Below are 17,207 nucleotides of genomic sequence, written 5' to 3'. Positions count from 1 at the left end.
TTCGGGCTTCTTCTGCTCCGTGAAATTCTGTTCGCCACTGCGGCGTTACTTTGCTGAAGTCTTATGAAAACACTCCGCCTTTTCCCCTTTCTGACAGCGTTGGTGCTGGCCTTGTTCGCATTTACAGCGGCGGGCCCGAAGCTCAAGAAAACGACGCTCACCAATAAGCTTACGGTCGGCATACCGGAAGGCTTTGTGCCCCTGCCCGACGACGGCATCGCGGCCAAATATCCGTCGCCGCGCAAGCCGCTGGCGGTGTTTACCAATCCCAGCGGGCGCGTCGATTTCAGCGTAGCCCAAAAGCCAACGACCTTTTCGAGCCGCGATTACGCGCTGCTGCTCAAAATCTACAAGGCCAGCATCCAGAACATGTACACCAAGGTGGATTTTCTCAGCGAAGACATTCGCACCGTCAACAAGCGCGATTATGTAGCCCTGGAGTTTGTGTCCAGCGTCACTGACAACCGCCGCGGCAGCAACCTGCCGCCCGTGCGCCGCTACCAATTTGTGCAGTACACGATCCAGGGCAATCAATTGATGGTTTTTACCTTCAACAGCCCCGCCGAAGAGCAACCGCAATGGCAACCCATTGCCCAAGCAGTTATGCAGAGCATTGCCCTGAAAGACTGATCGTTAAAGAGTACTGCTTTCTTCCTTGAGAACGTCATCCAGAGCGCAGCGAAGGATCTCTACCGCTTCGCTGAAGTTATTATTCGTGTAGAGATCCTTCGCTGCGCTCTGGATGACGGGAGAGGCTTTTGCTTATTTTACAAATATCTGATAATAAGCCAATTATAAGTCAACCAAAAAGCCACCTCAGTTGAGGTGGCTTTTTGGTTGCTGCGCTCGAATTGCGTTACGCTTGCTTAGCGAACTGCACGTTGATGCTGAGCTTTATATCTTCGCCGACCACGATGCTACCGGCTTCGGTAATGCCGTCCCAGGTTAGGCCAAATTCTTTGCGGTTGATTTTGCCGGTTACTTCAAAGCCCGCTTTGGTGTTGCCGTAGAAATCAACGGCTGAGCCGCCGTATTCCACGTCCAGCGTTACGGGCTTGGTTACGTCTTTGATGGTGAGGTTGCCCTCCAATTTATACTCGCTGCTGCCCACCTTGCGGAAAGCCGTCGATTGAAACTTAATTTCGGGGAAGCTGGCGGCGTTGAAGAAATCTTCGCTCTTCAAGTGCGCATCGCGCTGCTCTTGGTTGGTATCCACGCTATTAACGTCGAGCGTGAAGTTGATTTTTGCGTTTTCAAAGTCGTCGCCTTCTGTCTCGGCTTCGCCTTGAAATTGCTTGAACGTGCCGGTTACCGTAGAGATAACCAAGTGTTTTACTTTAAACTGCACTTCGGAGTGCGTTGGATCAAGCGTCCATTTGGTGGCTACTGCTTCCATGGGAATATGAGGTTGAAGGTTGGGGATGAAAATTGAAGTTCCTAGCTGATTGATGTAGGTACAACAAATGTACGTACATCAATTGTTCCTTGCAATATCTTTCCGCGTATTTATTTTTATTTCGAATGACGCTTTCTCTTTTCAGCGATGAGCACTACATGCGGGAAGCCCTGAAACAGGCCCGTTACGCCCTCGAGGAGGACGAAATCCCGATTGGGGCGGTGGTCGTGCTGGAGCGGCAAATCATCGCCCGCGCCCACAACCAGACCGAGCAGCTGCGCGACGTAACCGCCCACGCCGAAATGCTGGCCCTGACGGCCGCCGCCAACCACGTCGGCAATAAGTACCTCGCCGACTGCACGTTGTACGTCACCATTGAGCCGTGCGTGATGTGCGCCGGGGCCAGCTTCTGGGCGCAGGTGCGGCGCGTGGTGTACGGCGCCGCAGAAGAAAAACGCGGGTTTCGGCGCTACGGCAACTTGCTGCATCCGCGCACGGAGCTGGTAAGCGGCATCTTAGGAGCCGAATGCGGCGCCCTGATGAGCGAGTTTTTTGCCCGCAAGCGTAAATAACTACTTTTGATCGCGGGCCCGGAAGTTCTCGTAACCCCACCAGGCCCTTCGTTGTTAAGAACACTGACCAGTCCTTATTCCTTCCATCCCTAAAACCCAAAACACATGGCTTTCGAACTGCCCCAACTGCCCTATTCATACGATGCGCTCGAGCCCAACATCGACGCGCAGACGATGGAAATTCACCATACCAAGCACCACCAGGCGTACGTGACCAACCTGAACAACGCCATTGCAGGTACGGATCTGGAAAATAAGTCGATCGAGGAAATCCTACACAACATTGCCGCCGCGCCGGCCGCAGTGCGCAACAACGGCGGTGGCCACTGGAATCACTCGCTGTTCTGGACCATTCTGTCGCCTAACGGCGGTGGCCAGCCCTCGGGTGCCGTAGCCGATGCCATCAATCAGGCCTTTGGCAGCTATGACAAGTTCAAGGAAGAATTTACGAAAGCCGCTACCACGCGCTTCGGCTCGGGCTGGGCATGGCTGTGCAAGCAGCCCGATGGCTCGGTACAAATCTGCTCGACGCCTAACCAGGACAACCCGCTGATGCCCGATACGGGCTGCAAAGGCACCCCCGTGCTGGGTCTCGACGTGTGGGAGCACGCGTATTACCTGAAATACCAGAACCGCCGCCCCGACTACATCGCGGCATTCTATAACCTCATCAATTGGGACGAAGTGAACCGTTGCTTCCAACAGGCGTAGATATAACTGATTGACTGTCAATTAGTTAATGAAAAAGGCTTCTTCCTGTCGGAAGAAGCCTTTTTCATGCCCCAACGTAGCCTTTCTACAGGGCCACGCCGCCCTGCAACGCGCGGTAGACGATGGCCAGCACCAGCAAAGCGACCACTGGCACCCATGCTGGCGTCCGTACTAGGGACGGAGTTTCGGCGGCGCCAAACGAAGGATTGCGCAACGCCTGCCCAAATGCGCTCCCCAGCACCAACGGACTCATAATCGGGTAAATGATGCTCAGCACCGTCGGCAACGGCCAGGAAAGCACAGTGATCACGATCGAACCTACTACCCAGGGCCAGAAAACGAGCGCCTGCATGGCGCGCCGCTTCGTCAGGAAAGCCTCTTTCGCCGCCTGCCCTTCTACGGTAGGCACGAACCGTAAAAACCAGTTGCCTGTGCTCCGAATGATCACGACCAGCACCGCCGCCGCCAGCACTGCGGCTAGCACTGCTCCCCACGTAGGCACGTGAAGCAACGTCATGACTTGGCCCAAATCGCCGTAGGGCACAAAAGGGCTGGTCATGACGTAGCCGAGAAAATTGATCACGCCAAATACGCCCAGATACAGGCCAAACAATGCCCTACTACTCCCCGACCGGCTGCCGCGGGCCAGCAGCAGAAATAGTATGCCCTGCCCCAAACTCAGCACCGGACCCGCCAGCGCAATCAGCAACGACGCCCGATCGGACAGGTTTGGCGTCCGGCTGTCGACGTAGGAATTATGCAGCACCGGCGCGCCACCCAACGCCCACGACATCAGCGCATGCCCCAACTCGTGCAGCAGCAACGTGAGCAGAAACGCGGTCGTGTAGAGGCACGCAGCCTTCAGCACCAGTCCTTGGTCACGCGCTTGCATAGAAAGGGATAGTTAATAGTCAGTAGAGAAAATCTTTTAATAAGTATAAGCATTTGATAACCAAATACTTATTATTTATTTCACAAACAATAAGGCTGCCTGCTGCACTTGCAACAGGCAGCCTTATTGTTTATACAATTTATGCCTGCTCCGCGGACAGCAGCGGCTCGGCGTGCACGTTGCTTATTTCTTGCGGGTTGTGCTTGTGTTTAAATAACACGACAAACAAAACGGCAATCGCGAAAGCGTACAAGGCAAACGTTATCCAGATGCTGTGCCAATCCTTGGCACCCGTGGCGTCGGTGAAGTATTGTTGGATGATAATGCCGCTGAGCGAACTACCCAGCACGGCCCCAAAGCCGTTGGTCATCATCATAAACAACCCCTGCGCGCTGGCCCGAATGCTGGGCTGCGTCTGGGTTTCGACGAACAGCGAGCCGGAAATATTGAAGAAGTCGAAGGCCATGCCGTACACAATGCACGAGAGAATAATCATCCAGAGGCCCGAGCCAGGATTGCCGTAGGCGAACAGCCCGAAGCGCAGCACCCAAGCGATCATGCTGAAAATCATCACCTGCTTGATGCCGAAACGGCGCAAAAAGAATGGGATAGCCAGGATGAACAGGGTTTCGGAAATCTGCGAAATCGACATGATGAAGGCCGGGTGCTGCACAGTCAGCGTATCGCGGTAAGCCGGCACCTTATCGAAATCATGCAGGAACGTGTCGCCGTAGGCGTTGGTCAACTGCAAGGCCGCTCCCAGCAGCAAGGCAAAGATGAAGAACGTAGCCAGTTTGCGGTCGCGCAGCAACGCGAAGGATTTGAGACCCAAGGCATCGACCAGCGAACGGCTCGGGGTGTCTTTGGAGGGCGGTGGGCAACTGGGCAGGGTAAATGAGTAAATACCCAGCAGAATAGCCGCGCCGGCGGCCACGTAAAATTGGCTGGCCGACTTTTCAAAGCCCAAAAAGGTAACCGCCCACATGGCGGCGATGAAGCCAATGGTGCCCCACACTCGGATGGGCGGGTAATCTTTCACGACGTCGCCGCCGTTGCCTTTCAGTACCGAATAAGAAACGGCGATGGACAAGGCGAGCGTGGGCATGTAAAAAATCATGTTCAGCAGCATCACCCAGAACATAGTCGACGGATTGTCAACCATGGGAATGGTAAACAAAACTAGGCCGCCCAGAATATGCAGCAATCCATATAACTTTTCCGCATTCACCCATTTATCGGCAATGATGCCCATGATGGAGGGCATGAATATCGATGCGATGCCCATGGTGGAAAATATGGCCCCAAACTGCGCACCCGACCACTGCTTCGTTTGAAACCAATACGCACCAATGGTTATTAACCACGAACCCCAGATAAAGAACTGTAAGAAGCTCATCACAATAAGACGCAGCTTAATATTCATGCAGGTTTAGTTTGAAGATGGAAAAGTGGGAATTGTGATCCTAAAGATACAAGAATTCACTCCGAGGGGATTGCTGTCGAAATCTTTCGTGGGCCGCGGAAATGCCGAGGCAATTTCTCCGCTTTCACTCAACTTTATAGCGCTCACTGCGCCCGCGTAATAAGTTAACTCTCCAAGGCGCACGTATCATATAAACCACTGATAGACAATTATTTATACATCCACCTTAGAGTTAATGTGTCGCATTGAAGAGCTTGCTGATTCTTTTAGCTAACTGGCAGCAAGAGATTTTTTCGTTCGTTATGTAACACCTTAACCAACAACATATTATCTTTAAAAAGCGCCGGCACACCTCACTTTAGTATCTACTTAGTATAAAATCAGCATAAACTGAGTATATTTTTAGCATAACAAAAAACCCGCCCTGCACGATGCAGGGCGGGTTTTTTGTTATGCCAGCGAGGCAATTTAGAATTGCTCGTCGGCTTTGAAGAAGAAGTTGCCTTCGATCTGAGCGTTTTCGTCTGAGTCAGAGCCGTGTACGGCGTTGGCTTCGATGCTCTTAGCGTATTTTTTCCGGATGGTGCCCTCGGCGGCCTGTGCAGGGTTGGTAGCCCCGATCAGCGTGCGGAAGTCGGCTACGGCGTTGTCTTTCTCCAGAATAGCGGCTACGATCGGGCCCGACGACATGTACTTCACAAGGTCGTTGTAGAAGGGGCGCTCCTTATGTACCTCGTAGAATTGACCGGCGCGCTCCGGCGTCAGCAGTACTTTTTTGAGCGAAACAATGCGGAAGCCGCCTTCCTCGATCATGCTCAGGATGCCACCAATGTGGTTTTCCTGGGTAGCATCGGGCTTGATCATCGTAAACGTGCGGTTGGTTGCCATTCTGTATGGGAATTAAGACTGAAAAATAAATTGGCTGGTGATGTTGCGGGCGCAAAAGTAGCCGAAGATGAACGAAAATTTGCTGAGCGCCTCAAAAACGATAGGCCAGTTCGGCTCCTCAACCGCTTTGGCGTGGCACCAAGAGGCGACCGTGTCTTCCGATCGAACCTAATCTTGGCGCTAGTTTGTTGGGGCAAAGTATCTTTGCAGAATATTTCCGACTTTTGCCGTCTTGCACACGGCGTAAACCACCGACTTTCAGCCACCTATCAGTAGGCAATGTCCACTATCACCGCCCTGCAGGAGCTACTGGCGCAGCCCCGGCAGATTTTTATCACCACGCACCACAAACCAGACGCCGATGCCTTAGGCTCGTCGCTGGGACTGGCGGGTTACCTTCGTAAAAAAGGCCACCACGTAACGGTCGTAACGCCTTCCGACTATCCGGACTTTCTGGCTTGGATGCCCGGCAACGAAGACGTCATCATCTACGAGCGCCGCGAAAATGATGCGCAGGTACAAGACCTGATCAACCGCGCCGAGGTTATTTTCTGTCTCGACTTCAGTTGCCTCAACCGCATCAACGAGATGGGCGAATACATTCGCAACGCTCCCGGTAAGAAGGTGCTCATCGATCACCACCAAGACCCGGAAAACTTTGCCGATCTCGATTTCTCAAATCCTAAAGCGGCCGCTACCGCCGAGCTGATTTTCGAAGTGATCCGCGATTTGGGCGATCAATCGCTGATCGACGTGGGCATCGGCGAATGCCTCTACGCCGGCATCATGACCGATACGGGCTCGTTTCGCCATCCCAGCACGTCGCGCAACGTGCACCTAATCATTGCCGAACTGCTTGATGCCGGCATTGACCTTTCGGCCGTGCACCGCCGCATCTACGACTCACACAGCGAGATGCGCTTGCGCTTCCTGGGCTTTGTGCTCAAGGATAAGCTCACTGTGCTACGCGAATACAACACCGCTTACATTGCCATCACGCAAGACGAATTGCGGCAGTACCAGTCCAAAACCGGTGATACCGAAGGACTTGTGAATTTTGCCCTCAGCATCGAAGGCGTAGTATTTGCAGCCATCCTGATTGACCGTGGGCAAGCCGTAAAGATTTCCTTCCGCTCGGTGGGCGACTTTTCGGTAAGCGATTTTTCGCGCAAGCATTTTCAGGGCGGCGGTCACCACAACGCGGCCGGTGGCATCAGCTACGACCCACTCGACGTAACCGTGCAGCGTTTTCTGGACTTGTTGCCCCAGTACCAAACCCAGCTCGTGACGGCACCTTTAGCAGTTGCGCCGCCTTCGGCGTAACTTGCCCCTAGTTCGTTTTTAACCTTCTTCCCTTTTCATGCTCTTTTCACGCAATTTTCTAAGCCTGGCCCTCGCAGCCGGCGTTCTGGGCCTCGCTTCCTGCAATAAGGGCGGCGGTGATTTCGCCAAAACCAAATCCGGCATCGAGTACAAAATCTTCAAGAAAGACGGCAAAAGCTACTCTGCAGCTGGCGCCGCCGACACCAGCGGCTACAAGTCGCGGGTGGGCAAAATCATGGAGGTGCACGTGGAGTACCGTACCGGCAAAGACTCGGTGCTGCAAAGCTCGCGCAAGCAGCTGATGGGCTTCCCAACGTTTGTACCCCTCCAACCTCTGACCCAGAAAGGCACCGAGCAGGAAGCCTTCTCGCTGCTGCAAGCCGGCGACAGCGGCGTGTTCCGCCTGAACATCGACACGATGTTTGCCCGCATGAAGCAACCCGTACCGCCACAAGTGACCAAGTACGGCAAGACGCTGATGCTCTACATCACGGCCGTAAAAATCGTGGACGAAGCAACTGCTCGTACCGAGGCGCAGCAGATTCAGGGCCAGGTGCAGCAAAAGATGGCGGGCTACGCCAAGCAGCAGCTTAAGAAAGACGATGTAATCTTGCAGGACTACATCAAAAAGAACAACCTGAACGCTCAGAAAGACACCTCGGGCTTCTATTACATTGTTACGCAGCCGGGTACGGGCCCTAAGCCGAAAGCTGGCCAAACGGTTGCGGTGACTTACAAAGGCACCTTGCTCGACGGCAAAGAGTTTGACTCGTCGGACAAATCCGGTGGCAAGCCGATCGAATTCCCGATTGGCATGGGCCAAGTGATTCCGGGCTGGGATAAAGCCCTTCCGCTGCTCAACAAAGGCAGCAAGGCTACTCTGCTGATTCCTTCTTCCCTTGCTTACGGCCAACGCGGGTCGGGCCCTATCCCGGCTGACGCACCGCTCCGGTTTGACGTGCAACTAGTTGATGTTAAATAACTTATGAATAATCGGCCCTGGGTTGCAACCCAGGGCCGATTATTTTCCTCATGTTAGTATGATGCCTTCACTTTTCCGCCCTGCCCTATTGATTCGTTTGGCGGTGCTGCTCTTACTAAGCACCCCGTTGCTCACAAGCTGTCTTTCCACCAACGACGACCTTCAAAAGGCCTACGACGAAGCCCAGAAGCACGCCGAAGCCCAGAAACCAATTGACGAGGCCACCATTCAGAAGTACCTCGCCGACAGCATCAAAACCTTCACGCGGCAGACTTCGGGCTTGTATTTTGTGCCTCGCCTCGCGGGCACGGGTACCACGGCCAGAGCCGGCCAAACGGTGTCGGTGCTTTATACTGGCTCACTGCTGAACGGACAGGTTTTCGATGCTTCTTCCAAGCACGGCAACGTTCCGATTTCCTTTGTATTGGGCACTGGGCAGGTAATTCCGGGTTGGGATGAAGGCATTGCCCTTATGAGCAAAGGCTCTAAAGCCACCCTGCTGATTCCTTCGGGCCTAGCGTATGGCGCGCAAGGCAATGGCCCTATCCCGGCGGATGCAGTGCTGCGCTTCCAAGTGGAACTTGTTGATATCAAGTAACTTACCTTCACTCATGAACATTCTAATCGGGAGAGGTATTCTCCTGCGGCGCTTGGCCGTGCTGCTGCTACTGATTCCGTTTCTGTCGAATTGTAAGTCTACTAACCCTTACGACACGAAGGCGGTTAAGCAACACCGCGAGGCCCAACGTGCACTGGACGAGACGCAAATCCAGAACTACCTGACTACCAATAACATCAAGAACTATACGCGCACGAACTCTGGTTTGTACCTGATTTCCGTTGCCGATGGCACGGGCGACCTGATCAAGTCGGGGCAGCGGGCGCAGGTGCAGTACATCGGCCGGACGCTGAACGATGGTCTTACGTTTGACTCATCCTACGACAACCGTACGCCTTGCCAATGCATTGACGTGCTGGTGGGTAGCGGCGCCGTTATTACGGGCTGGGACGAAGGCCTGCAGCTCATGCGCAAAGGCGATAGCAAGATCCTGATTATTCCTTCGGAGCTGGCGTATGGCTTCAGCGGCGACGGCATCCACAACCCACCAGCGGCCATCGGCAATGATCGTGTGCTGCTGTTTGAGATGAAGGTTACCAACGTTCAGTAATGCTAGCTGAGCTTGGTCGAAGCATACTGTGTATCGTGGTGCTGCTCGCAGCCACCACGGCCACTTATGCACAATCCACGCCCGCAACCGATACGTTGCGCACGCTGAGCGGCGCTCGCTACGTGGTGTCGCAACCCGGCAACGGCACCCCAGCCAAGGCCGGCCAGCAGGTAACTGTGTTGTACACGGGGTTCTTGCCCAACGGACGGATTTTCGATTCTTCCGCTACCGAAGGACGGCCCTTGAAAATCCGCCTCGGCCGCAACGAAGTGATAAAGGGCTGGGAAGAGTTATTGCTCCTGTTGCCGCCCGGTGCCCGCGCCCGCGTCTGGATTCCGGCCGCGCTGGCGTACGGGGCCAAAGGCACCCGCAACCCCGACAACCCCGATGAATACCTGATCGCGCCCAACACGGATCTGGTATTCGACATCGCTGTGCTGAAGGTGAAATAAGGTCCTTGCCTGGTTTTTCAAAGCCCAAAAAGAAAGCCCGTCTACATGTAGACGGGCTTTCTTTTTGGGCTGCTTTCTAACCCAAATATGTCTCACAAAATGCGAAATGTAGCATACCAAGGGATGGGTACCCTCAGTTTCATCAATACATTACAATGACTGCTGTAAGCTAATACAGGCCGCTTCGAAGCCTCAGTCTCAAATTTCGTCCAACCAGCAGCAAAATGCAGCGCGGGCGGTAAGTTCGACCAGTTCGTTTTTAACATTGGTAAAAAGAAGAGCGTGGGTTATTCAGGACCTTTGCCCCTACACGTTTCTTAGCAGCAATGCAGTGGTTATTTTTGGTACTGGCCGGGTTGGCCAAAGCCGCATTTAGTTTCGGCTTGGGAAAGGCCAAAATGACTGCGGTCGCTGAATCCGTCGGGCGGTACGCTGCCTTTGCCGGCCGTGCGGTGCTGAGCTTTCATCTACCCACCCTCAGCTTAGCGCAATTTGAGTTTGGCGCGTACGCGGCTCAGCGTAACCTGCGTGATGCCCAGATACGACGCAATGTGCCCCAGCGCCACGCGGTGCAGCAAGTGCGGGCTCTGCTGCAGCAAGTCCGTGTAGCGCTCCTCGGCGGTGCGGAACTGCCGGGCAATGAGCTGCTGCTCGGTTTGTCGCCACACGCGTTCCGCCAAGACCCGCCCCCAGTTGGCCAAGTGCAAATCCGTCTGATACAATTGCTGGAGCGCGTGCGTGTTGAGTCGGTACAGGTTGCTGTCTTCCAGCAATTCGATGGTTTCGTAGCTCACCGCCTGCTCGGTGTAGCTGCGAATCGAGACGAGTACGGTTCCCTCAAAGGAAAACCAAAAGGTCACCTCCCGGTCCGCCCGCCGAGTGTAGGCCCGCGCCAGCCCGCGCTGCAACACATAGACGTGGTGGGCAAGGGCATCGTCCCGAAACAAAAGCGTGCCTTGCGGCAATTCGACATACTCTGCTAAGGCGAGCAGCCTATCGAGCGAGGCCTGCGGCAACGGATAGGTGGCGTGCAAAATCTCGGAAAGGGTCATGCGCAATACCAGAATAGAAAAATAACCGGGGTCGCCCGCCCGGCGGAATTCGAAAAATAGCAGCGCAATTCAATAGCGCCACAACCCGTCATCCTTTTTCACCACCATCCAACGAGCACATGAAGCCCATCACCATTAAAAGAGTAACCCTGCTAGACGTTGACCGCTTGCAGCAGATTGGCCAACAAACATTTTTCGAGACGTTCGCGGCCAGTAACTCCGAGCAGAACATGAAGACTTATTTGGAAGAAGGCTTCTCAATTAAAAAACTAACCACGGAGTTACAGGAGCCCAATTCGGAATTTTATGTTGCCGAGCTGGCGAATACCGTCATTGGATATCTAAAATTGAACACCGGGCCAGCACAAACAGAGCGGCAAGCGGACAACGCATTTGAAATTGAGCGGATTTATGTGTTACAGGCGTTTCACGGGAAGAAGGTAGGGCAGTTGCTCTACGAAAAGGCGCTGCAACTGGCCACGCATGCCCAAGCCAACTACGTGTGGCTAGGCGTGTGGGAAGAAAACTCGCGCGCCATCCGCTTCTACCAGAAAAACGGCTTCGTTGCGTTTGACAAGCACATTTTCAGGCTGGGCGATGAAGATCAGACCGACATTCTGATGAAGCTGCCTCTATCCGGAAACCGCTAACGGACGGCTCTACAAAGGCGGATGCTAAAGTATTGCGTTTTGTACCATGCGTTCCGCTTTTTGAGAGGTCTCCACAAACTATTCAGCCAGCACTTCCGACAGAATATCGAGCGAGCGAATATCCCCGAGCTTTTCGATGTGCAGCTGGTAGTAGCGAATCAGCACGTCGAGCAGCTCGCGGCGGACGCGGCCGTTGGGGACGGTGGCATGGGCCGGATCGCGGAGCAACTCGTCGAAATACTGCTCAAACTCCCGCAGCCGCAGTACCGCCGGCCCGGTCGCGCTGCTGCCCGCCACGGCCGGTGCACTGGAAGCAAATGCCACCTGCGACGTGATTTCTTCGCCGGATTCGGCTCCGAAACCCAGGTAGTTGGTCAGGCGGAGCAGAAACACCAGCGCAAAGTTTTCGAACCCGCTGGCTTGTTGGTCAAAGGACAGAATGGAATCGTGGAGGAAATTAAACAGCGGCTCATTTTCTTCTTCTTCCATCACCGTCCGGCTCACGACTTCCGACAGAAACAGCACCACGCTGCTTTTGGCCATGTCGAAGGGGATGTTGCGAAACGACTCGGAGCAGCGAAATTCTGACAACCGCGTGATGCCGCCCTGCCGCGAGGTGTACGCCACCAGATCCAGCAGGGTAAACGGCTGAAACAGCGCAATCCGGCCCGGCGGCTTGGCCTTGCGCACCCCGTTGATGATGTACGTTTGCAGCCCCAGACGCTCGGTATATACTCGTGCTATGATCGAACTCTCGCGGTACTTGATGTAATTCAGGACGATACCTCGGGTTTTAATCAGCATAGGTTCTTTGTTGGCAGTTGTTACTTAACAAGTATCCGTCGCTAAATGATCAATTTTCGCTCAAAAAGAGCGAAACAGATTATCACATAAATATTTGACAATCAAATATTTATGTGATAATAAAACAAGCGAGTCAATCACTTGATTACCGCCAGCTTGCTGATGCAGCCTTGCTTGCCATCGGCAGTGGCGGAAAGCACCAAGTACACGCCCGACTCGACGCGGCGGCCGTTGTAATCGTTGAGGTTCCAGGTGACGGTGCCGCCCGCGGCGCGCGTCTGGTAGACGAGCTTACCCGCCACGTCGGTGATTTTGACATCGGCGTTGTTGGCCAGGCCCGAAATGCCCACTTGCCCGCCAAAGTTGCTACGCACGGGGTTCGGAAATACTTTGGCGCAATCGGGGCTGCCTTCCGTGACGGTCGCCGACCCGCGATAGGAAACGACGCCCGCGTCGGCTGTCACGACAAAAACTTCGCCGGTGCGGTCGTTAATGTCTACGTCCACGACGCTGTTGGAGGGCAGCGGGCTGTTGGAAGTCGTAAAGTGCTGAATGGCCTCGTCGCCCTCCGCATTGAACAGCCACAGGCCGTTGTCGGTGCCGAACCACTTGCGGTTGGCGCCATCCACGGCAATGGTTTTCACCACTTCCGTAAACAACGCCGGGTAGTTGGCACCCTCGCCCCGCTTCACGGTAGGCGTGCGAAAGGCACTGCCCTGCGTAAAGGCCAAACTCGGATCGTTGAATACGGCCACGCCCTTGGTGGTGGCTACCCAGATATCGCCCAGCCGGTCTTTCACGATGTCGTAGGCATCGGTTGCGGGCAGTCCATCGGCGGTGGAAAAGCTGTGGGTGGTGCGGTTGGCCGGATCGAAAGCGATGACGCCCAGCACCTGCCCGCCGGCCCGCGCCGCCGTCACCCACGCCACGCCGTAGTCGTCGAGCGCAATGCGTTCCAGATTCTCGGAGCCCGGAAAATACGGCAGTCGCTCCCAGGTCGAAGCCGTGGGGTGAAACACAAACAAGCCCGACGTATTGCTGCTTTGGTGGCGATTGACCACCCACACATTGCCGTCGGCGTCGGTGGCGAGGTCGGTGAGACGTGTGTAATTCAGATCGCTGATTGACGAGATGAGCGGGCTGTTGGTGGGCGTAAACCAGCGAAAGCTGCCGGGGCCTTTCCATTCGAGCAGCCCGTTGCCGTAGCTGGCTACGTAGAGTGTGCCATCCGGCGTGCGCACGCCGCGTGACAGGTCCTTGGGGTTGGGAAATTGATTGCGATCCGGGATGGTCTGCGAATTGATGTTCGTCCAGCGGCCTTCCTTGAATTCGTAGAAGCCGCCGTAGTTGTCTTTTTGCAGATAGCGGTCGGCATACCCGCCCGAAAACACGTCCACAGTGTTGGTTTGGGCGTTGGCCAACACGCTAAACGAGGTAACACTGGCGGGCGCGTTGGTCAGAAAATTTTCGGCTTGCTGGCCATCGCTGCTCACTTTCACCAAGCCGTTCAGCAAGTCGGCTACGTAAAAGCTGCCGTCTTTGCCGCGTTGCGCCGCAAACGGCACCCGAATCAACGCGTGCCGAATTTCGCGGGCCGCCGCGCTCGCTTGAGCATTAAACAGCAAGAGCCGGCTTTCATCCGTCACCAGCAGCCCGGCCCGCGTGGGCGTCAGCTGCCGCACGGCGGTGGTGTACACCCGCGGTTCGGGCCGCCACGCGCCGCTGCGGAAAACTTGCAGGTTATCGTTGTTGAGGCCGGCGTACACGTGGCCGTTGTAGGTAGCCAAGGTGCTGAAGCGATCCTCCGCGTCGGTGGTGCGCGTGGGCAAATCGGTGGTCCAGCGGCGGTAATCGAGCAGGTTGTCGCTGAGCCGGCCACGCATAAGGCCTTTGGCCGTGGCGGCGTACAGCGAGTCTTTCAGCACAGTAGTGGCGCTCACCCGGATGGTTTGGCCGTTGGGGCCGATGTTGCCGTAGGAAGCGCGCGTTTCCAGCTTCACCATGTCCAGCACCACAATGCCGAAACCCGCGGAGATATACGCCAGCTTGTTGTTGAAATACACGTGGTAGATGTCGCGGTTGCCCGGAATCTGCTTGCGCACGATGTCGCCCACGTTCTGCACCGTGCCGTCGGGGCGCAACACGTCGAGGTTGTTGTTTTTGTAGACCACCAGCACCTGCCGCGTCACCGAATCGTAGGCCACGGTGCGAACACCTACGTCGCTGAGCCCCTCGCGCCGCGACAGCAACGTGGTGGTATTGAGCGCTTTATCGTAATAAAAAAAGGAGTTCTCCGTGACCACGTACACCCGGTCGCCGGCGTCAGCGAGGGCTTTGGCTCGGTCGATGGGCAAATGCAGCTGCCAGTCGCCGTAGCCGACCGCGTTCTGAGCCAAAACCTCGCCCCCTGCTAATGCGCAGATAGTCAACGTAATACACCAAAGGCAACTGCGTAACGCTGGGGTCATCGGGGCAGGGAACGAAGGCAAAAAGAACGATACAGGAAACGTCCGGCGCCCGGAATTAGTGCTTGGCGGCTACGCTGGCCGCTTCCGGGTTTTTGCCCTTCATGCCTTCCAAAAAGCAGTAGCGGCAGCGGGCTTCGTACGAATCGGTTTCGCCAAGCAGAATCTGGTCTTCGGAGGCAGCAATACGGAACGAATACGACGCAATTTCGCCGCACCGCACGCACACGGCGTGCACTTTCGTAACATACTCAGCCACAGCCATTAAGGCCGGCACCGGACCAAACGGCTTACCCATGTAGTCCATGTCCAGCCCCGCAACGATGACGCGAGTGCCGCGGTTGGCCAGCTGCACGCACACGTCCACCAACGACTCGTCGAAAAACTGCGCCTCATCGACGCCCACCACATCGCAGCCGCTGGCCAGCAGCAACATTTCCTGGGGCAAAGCAACGGGCGTGGAGCGAATGCTGTTGGCGTTGTGCGACACCACATCGTGCTCGTGATACCGAGTATCGAGGGCGGGCTTAAAAATCTCGACTTGCTGGCGGGCGATTTTAGCCCGGTTGAGGCGGCGAATCAATTCCTCGGTTTTGCCCGAAAACATGGAGCCGCAAACCACTTCAATCCAGCCCCGGCGGGGCACTTCGCGGCCATTGCCGACACGGGGTTCTATAAACACAGAATTCTCAGTTGTCAGTTGTCAGTAACCGGGCGCGCCCAGCCTATTCACAAATCTAAAGTACGACTTTCGCCGGCTAGCCTCAAGCCAGAAGTTGCCGCCGCGAGCGGAAGCGCACGTACTCAGGGCTTTCCGGTTCGGCGAAAGTTTTTCGTAGGTATAACAGCTAACCCTTCAAAACTTACCCGGCGTACTGTACATGCGGCAACATAGTAGCCCGAGGCACTTTGCCGGTGACCTGGCCTTCTGGCAACTGGGCCTGGCAGGTGAGCCGTTCGTGCGGAAGTAGCCGGCCGGCTGCGCGGTAACGCAATTCGGAGGCCGTAAGCGGCGTTAGATGTTCGCCGCCGGCTAGTATCTGTAGGCGGCACGTCGTACACCGCCCTTTCGCGCCGCAGGCATGCATCCAGTCGTGGCCGGCGGCCTGCAAAGCGGCCAGCAACGTAGCGCCCGCGGGCACGTCCAGCGTAGCTCCAGGCAGATTTTGCACAGTCAGAGTGGGCATCTTTCCCTAAATTGCCCGTTGAATCAGGCTCTCGATGAAGGACAAATATAGCCAAGCAAAGCGCGAACAATACGGCCGTCGGCTGGCCGCGCACCTCTGCGACCAACACTTCGCCACCCAGCCCGCCGCGACCCTCGATGGGCCGGCTGTGCTCCGTTTTACGCCCATCCGGCAGGTAAATCTGTTTGTGGTGCAGCAACTGCTCGCGCAATGGACCGGCGAAATGGCCCGGCTGCGCAGCCCCTACTTTGATTTTGAAGACGCCGACGTGCGCCAGGCCCTCACGCAGTTCATGAACGTGCTTTCGCGGCGCATCAAGGTGGCGCGGGCGGCGTTCGAGCCGCTACTGGCCCGCGCTATCAGCGATACGCTGGGCCTAGCCGCCGATCCGGCGCAGGCTTTTGAACAGAAGCTGTTGGGCAATCAGCCCTCGCCCACGGTAGCCCAACTGCGCGACAGCCTGCGTTACATTGATATTGACAAGGCTCTCTTTCAGGAGTTTATCGACTCCTTGGCAACGGACAGCCCACTGGAACGCGAGCAAGTGCTGAGCCGCTTCCGGCTGTATCAGGAGGCAAATTATAAGCGCCATCAACCGATGGAAAAGCTAGTTGAGGAGTTCGGCAAGCTGCTGCCCCTTACCGAAGCCGAGCTACGCGAATCAGAACCCGCCGCTACGCTAACGCCCGTTGACGCCCCGGCTCCGGTTGTGCAGGCCCCCGTTGCTGCGCCTGAGCTTGCGGCAGCGCCTGCTCCAGAACCAGAACCGGCACCTGCGAAAGTGATGGCGCCGCCGGTTTTTGACCCCGTGCCTGTGGCGGAGCCAGTGCAAGTAGCGCCTGCTGCTTCAGTGGCAGCACCGCGCCGCCCCTTGGCAGAAGCTACGGCGCCATCCGGTGTACCGCTGCACGCCAAGCTAAAAGCCGAGCACACTACTACGCCGCTTAGCGAAACGCTCCGCCCGGAGCGCTCCAATGCAATGCTTGCGGAGAAAGCGCCGAAAGTAGAATCGCTGCGGGAAGCGATTTCCATCAACCAGCGATTTAGCTTTATCAACGAGCTGTTTAACGGCGAGAACATGGAGTATCACGCTGCTATTCAGCACCTTGACACCCTCCCCGACCCGGACACAGCCAAACGCTACGTCAGCGAAGATTTGGCCGGCAAGTACGGGTGGGTGCGCAAGGAAGAGCACGTCAATAAGCTCCTCAAGCTCATCGACCGAAAGTTTGCCTAGCGCT

20 protein-coding genes are annotated in these 17,207 nt (G+C 55.8%); 10 read left to right on the top strand and 10 right to left on the bottom strand.

Annotated features, from left to right (window positions below):
• Positions 1-63: 63 nt before the first annotated feature.
• A complete protein-coding gene (locus H9I52_RS22525; RefSeq protein ID WP_187455740.1) occupies positions 64-630 on the top strand; it encodes a hypothetical protein in 567 nt (188 codons plus the stop codon).
• A gap of 226 nt (positions 631-856) precedes the next feature.
• Here the strand turns inward: H9I52_RS22525 and H9I52_RS22520 are convergent, their stop codons facing one another.
• Entirely contained in the window at positions 857-1,396 is a 540-nt protein-coding gene (locus H9I52_RS22520; RefSeq protein ID WP_187455739.1) for a YceI family protein, read from the bottom strand.
• Positions 1,397-1,521: 125 nt separating this feature from the next.
• Here H9I52_RS22520 and H9I52_RS22515 point away from each other — a divergent pair, with 125 nt between their 5' ends.
• Positions 1,522-1,968, top strand: coding sequence for a nucleoside deaminase (locus H9I52_RS22515; protein WP_139514771.1), 447 nt, complete (start codon positions 1,522-1,524; stop codon positions 1,966-1,968).
• A 105-nt stretch (positions 1,969-2,073) separates the two neighbouring features.
• A complete protein-coding gene (locus tag H9I52_RS22510; RefSeq protein ID WP_187455738.1) occupies positions 2,074-2,679 on the top strand; it encodes a superoxide dismutase in 606 nt (201 codons plus the stop codon).
• An 85-nt stretch (positions 2,680-2,764) separates the two neighbouring features.
• Here the strand turns inward: H9I52_RS22510 and H9I52_RS22505 are convergent, their stop codons facing one another.
• The 3 genes from H9I52_RS22505 to H9I52_RS22495 all read right to left on the bottom strand — a co-directional run bounded on the left by H9I52_RS22505 (position 2,765) and on the right by H9I52_RS22495 (position 5,882).
• Positions 2,765-3,571 carry a hypothetical protein gene (locus H9I52_RS22505; RefSeq protein ID WP_187455737.1) on the bottom strand — a complete coding sequence of 269 codons (807 nt, stop codon included), beginning with the start codon at positions 3,569-3,571 and terminating at the stop codon, positions 2,765-2,767.
• Between the two features lie 139 nt (positions 3,572-3,710).
• The gene (locus tag H9I52_RS22500; RefSeq protein ID WP_139514774.1) at positions 3,711-4,994 is read right to left on the bottom strand and encodes a nucleoside permease; all 1,284 of its coding nucleotides are present in this window, start codon (positions 4,992-4,994) and stop codon (positions 3,711-3,713) included.
• Between the two features lie 468 nt (positions 4,995-5,462).
• The gene (locus tag H9I52_RS22495) at positions 5,463-5,882 is read right to left on the bottom strand and encodes a nucleoside-diphosphate kinase (RefSeq protein ID WP_139514775.1); all 420 of its coding nucleotides are present in this window, start codon (positions 5,880-5,882) and stop codon (positions 5,463-5,465) included.
• Positions 5,883-6,161: 279 nt separating this feature from the next.
• Between H9I52_RS22495 and H9I52_RS22490 the strand changes: the two genes are divergently transcribed.
• From H9I52_RS22490 to H9I52_RS22470, 5 genes are read left to right on the top strand one after another with little or no spacing between them, the layout of a single operon-like run.
• Complete coding sequence (locus H9I52_RS22490; protein WP_187455736.1) at positions 6,162-7,205, top strand: DHH family phosphoesterase; 1,044 nt, start codon at positions 6,162-6,164, stop codon at positions 7,203-7,205.
• A 37-nt stretch (positions 7,206-7,242) separates the two neighbouring features.
• On the top strand, positions 7,243-8,187 hold the full coding sequence (locus tag H9I52_RS22485) for an FKBP-type peptidyl-prolyl cis-trans isomerase (protein ID WP_187455735.1): 945 nt from the start codon (positions 7,243-7,245) through the stop codon (positions 8,185-8,187).
• Between the two features lie 58 nt (positions 8,188-8,245).
• Positions 8,246-8,785: an FKBP-type peptidyl-prolyl cis-trans isomerase gene (locus H9I52_RS22480; RefSeq protein ID WP_187455734.1), complete on the top strand. Its 540-nt coding sequence runs from the start codon at positions 8,246-8,248 to the stop codon at positions 8,783-8,785.
• Positions 8,786-8,798: 13 nt separating this feature from the next.
• Positions 8,799-9,356, top strand: coding sequence for an FKBP-type peptidyl-prolyl cis-trans isomerase (locus H9I52_RS22475; protein ID WP_165699312.1), 558 nt, complete (start codon positions 8,799-8,801; stop codon positions 9,354-9,356).
• Between the two features lie 35 nt (positions 9,357-9,391).
• Complete coding sequence (locus H9I52_RS22470) at positions 9,392-9,808, top strand: FKBP-type peptidyl-prolyl cis-trans isomerase (RefSeq protein ID WP_187455733.1); 417 nt, start codon at positions 9,392-9,394, stop codon at positions 9,806-9,808.
• A 335-nt stretch (positions 9,809-10,143) separates the two neighbouring features.
• On the opposite strand, the gene H9I52_RS23165 is transcribed toward H9I52_RS22470, so the two are convergent.
• Both H9I52_RS23165 and H9I52_RS22465 read right to left on the bottom strand, forming a co-directional pair.
• Positions 10,144-10,275, bottom strand: a complete 132-nt coding sequence (locus H9I52_RS23165; RefSeq protein ID WP_262386198.1) for a hypothetical protein — start codon at positions 10,273-10,275, stop codon at positions 10,144-10,146.
• Positions 10,276-10,290: 15 nt separating this feature from the next.
• Positions 10,291-10,860, bottom strand: coding sequence for a Crp/Fnr family transcriptional regulator (locus H9I52_RS22465; protein WP_187455732.1), 570 nt, complete (start codon positions 10,858-10,860; stop codon positions 10,291-10,293).
• A gap of 119 nt (positions 10,861-10,979) precedes the next feature.
• On the opposite strand from H9I52_RS22465, the gene H9I52_RS22460 reads away from it, so the two are divergent.
• Complete coding sequence (locus H9I52_RS22460) at positions 10,980-11,510, top strand: GNAT family N-acetyltransferase (RefSeq protein ID WP_187455731.1); 531 nt, start codon at positions 10,980-10,982, stop codon at positions 11,508-11,510.
• A gap of 78 nt (positions 11,511-11,588) precedes the next feature.
• Here H9I52_RS22460 and recO read toward each other — a convergent pair whose 3' ends face one another.
• The 4 genes from recO to H9I52_RS22440 all read right to left on the bottom strand — a co-directional run bounded on the left by recO (position 11,589) and on the right by H9I52_RS22440 (position 15,966).
• On the bottom strand, positions 11,589-12,314 hold the full coding sequence (recO, locus tag H9I52_RS22455) for a DNA repair protein RecO (RefSeq protein ID WP_139514781.1): 726 nt from the start codon (positions 12,312-12,314) through the stop codon (positions 11,589-11,591).
• Positions 12,315-12,451: 137 nt separating this feature from the next.
• On the bottom strand, positions 12,452-14,710 hold the full coding sequence (locus H9I52_RS22450; RefSeq protein ID WP_187455730.1) for a T9SS type A sorting domain-containing protein: 2,259 nt from the start codon (positions 14,708-14,710) through the stop codon (positions 12,452-12,454).
• A 127-nt stretch (positions 14,711-14,837) separates the two neighbouring features.
• Positions 14,838-15,461 (bottom strand): thymidine kinase, encoded by a 624-nt coding sequence (locus H9I52_RS22445; RefSeq protein WP_187455729.1) that lies wholly within the window; start codon positions 15,459-15,461, stop codon positions 14,838-14,840.
• A 181-nt stretch (positions 15,462-15,642) separates the two neighbouring features.
• Positions 15,643-15,966, bottom strand: a complete 324-nt coding sequence (locus tag H9I52_RS22440; protein ID WP_187455728.1) for a 2Fe-2S iron-sulfur cluster-binding protein — start codon at positions 15,964-15,966, stop codon at positions 15,643-15,645.
• Between the two features lie 34 nt (positions 15,967-16,000).
• Between H9I52_RS22440 and H9I52_RS22435 the strand changes: the two genes are divergently transcribed.
• Positions 16,001-17,203 carry a hypothetical protein gene (locus tag H9I52_RS22435; RefSeq protein ID WP_187455727.1) on the top strand — a complete coding sequence of 401 codons (1,203 nt, stop codon included), beginning with the start codon at positions 16,001-16,003 and terminating at the stop codon, positions 17,201-17,203.
• Positions 17,204-17,207: the final 4 nt, after the last annotated feature.

Origin of the sequence: Hymenobacter sp. BT491 (assembly GCF_014349165.1) — a bacterium.
Lineage (GTDB): Bacteria > Bacteroidota > Bacteroidia > Cytophagales > Hymenobacteraceae > Hymenobacter > Hymenobacter jejuensis.
The sequence above is the reverse complement of the archived record's forward strand: the minus strand, read 5'-3'. Positions and strand labels throughout refer to the sequence as shown.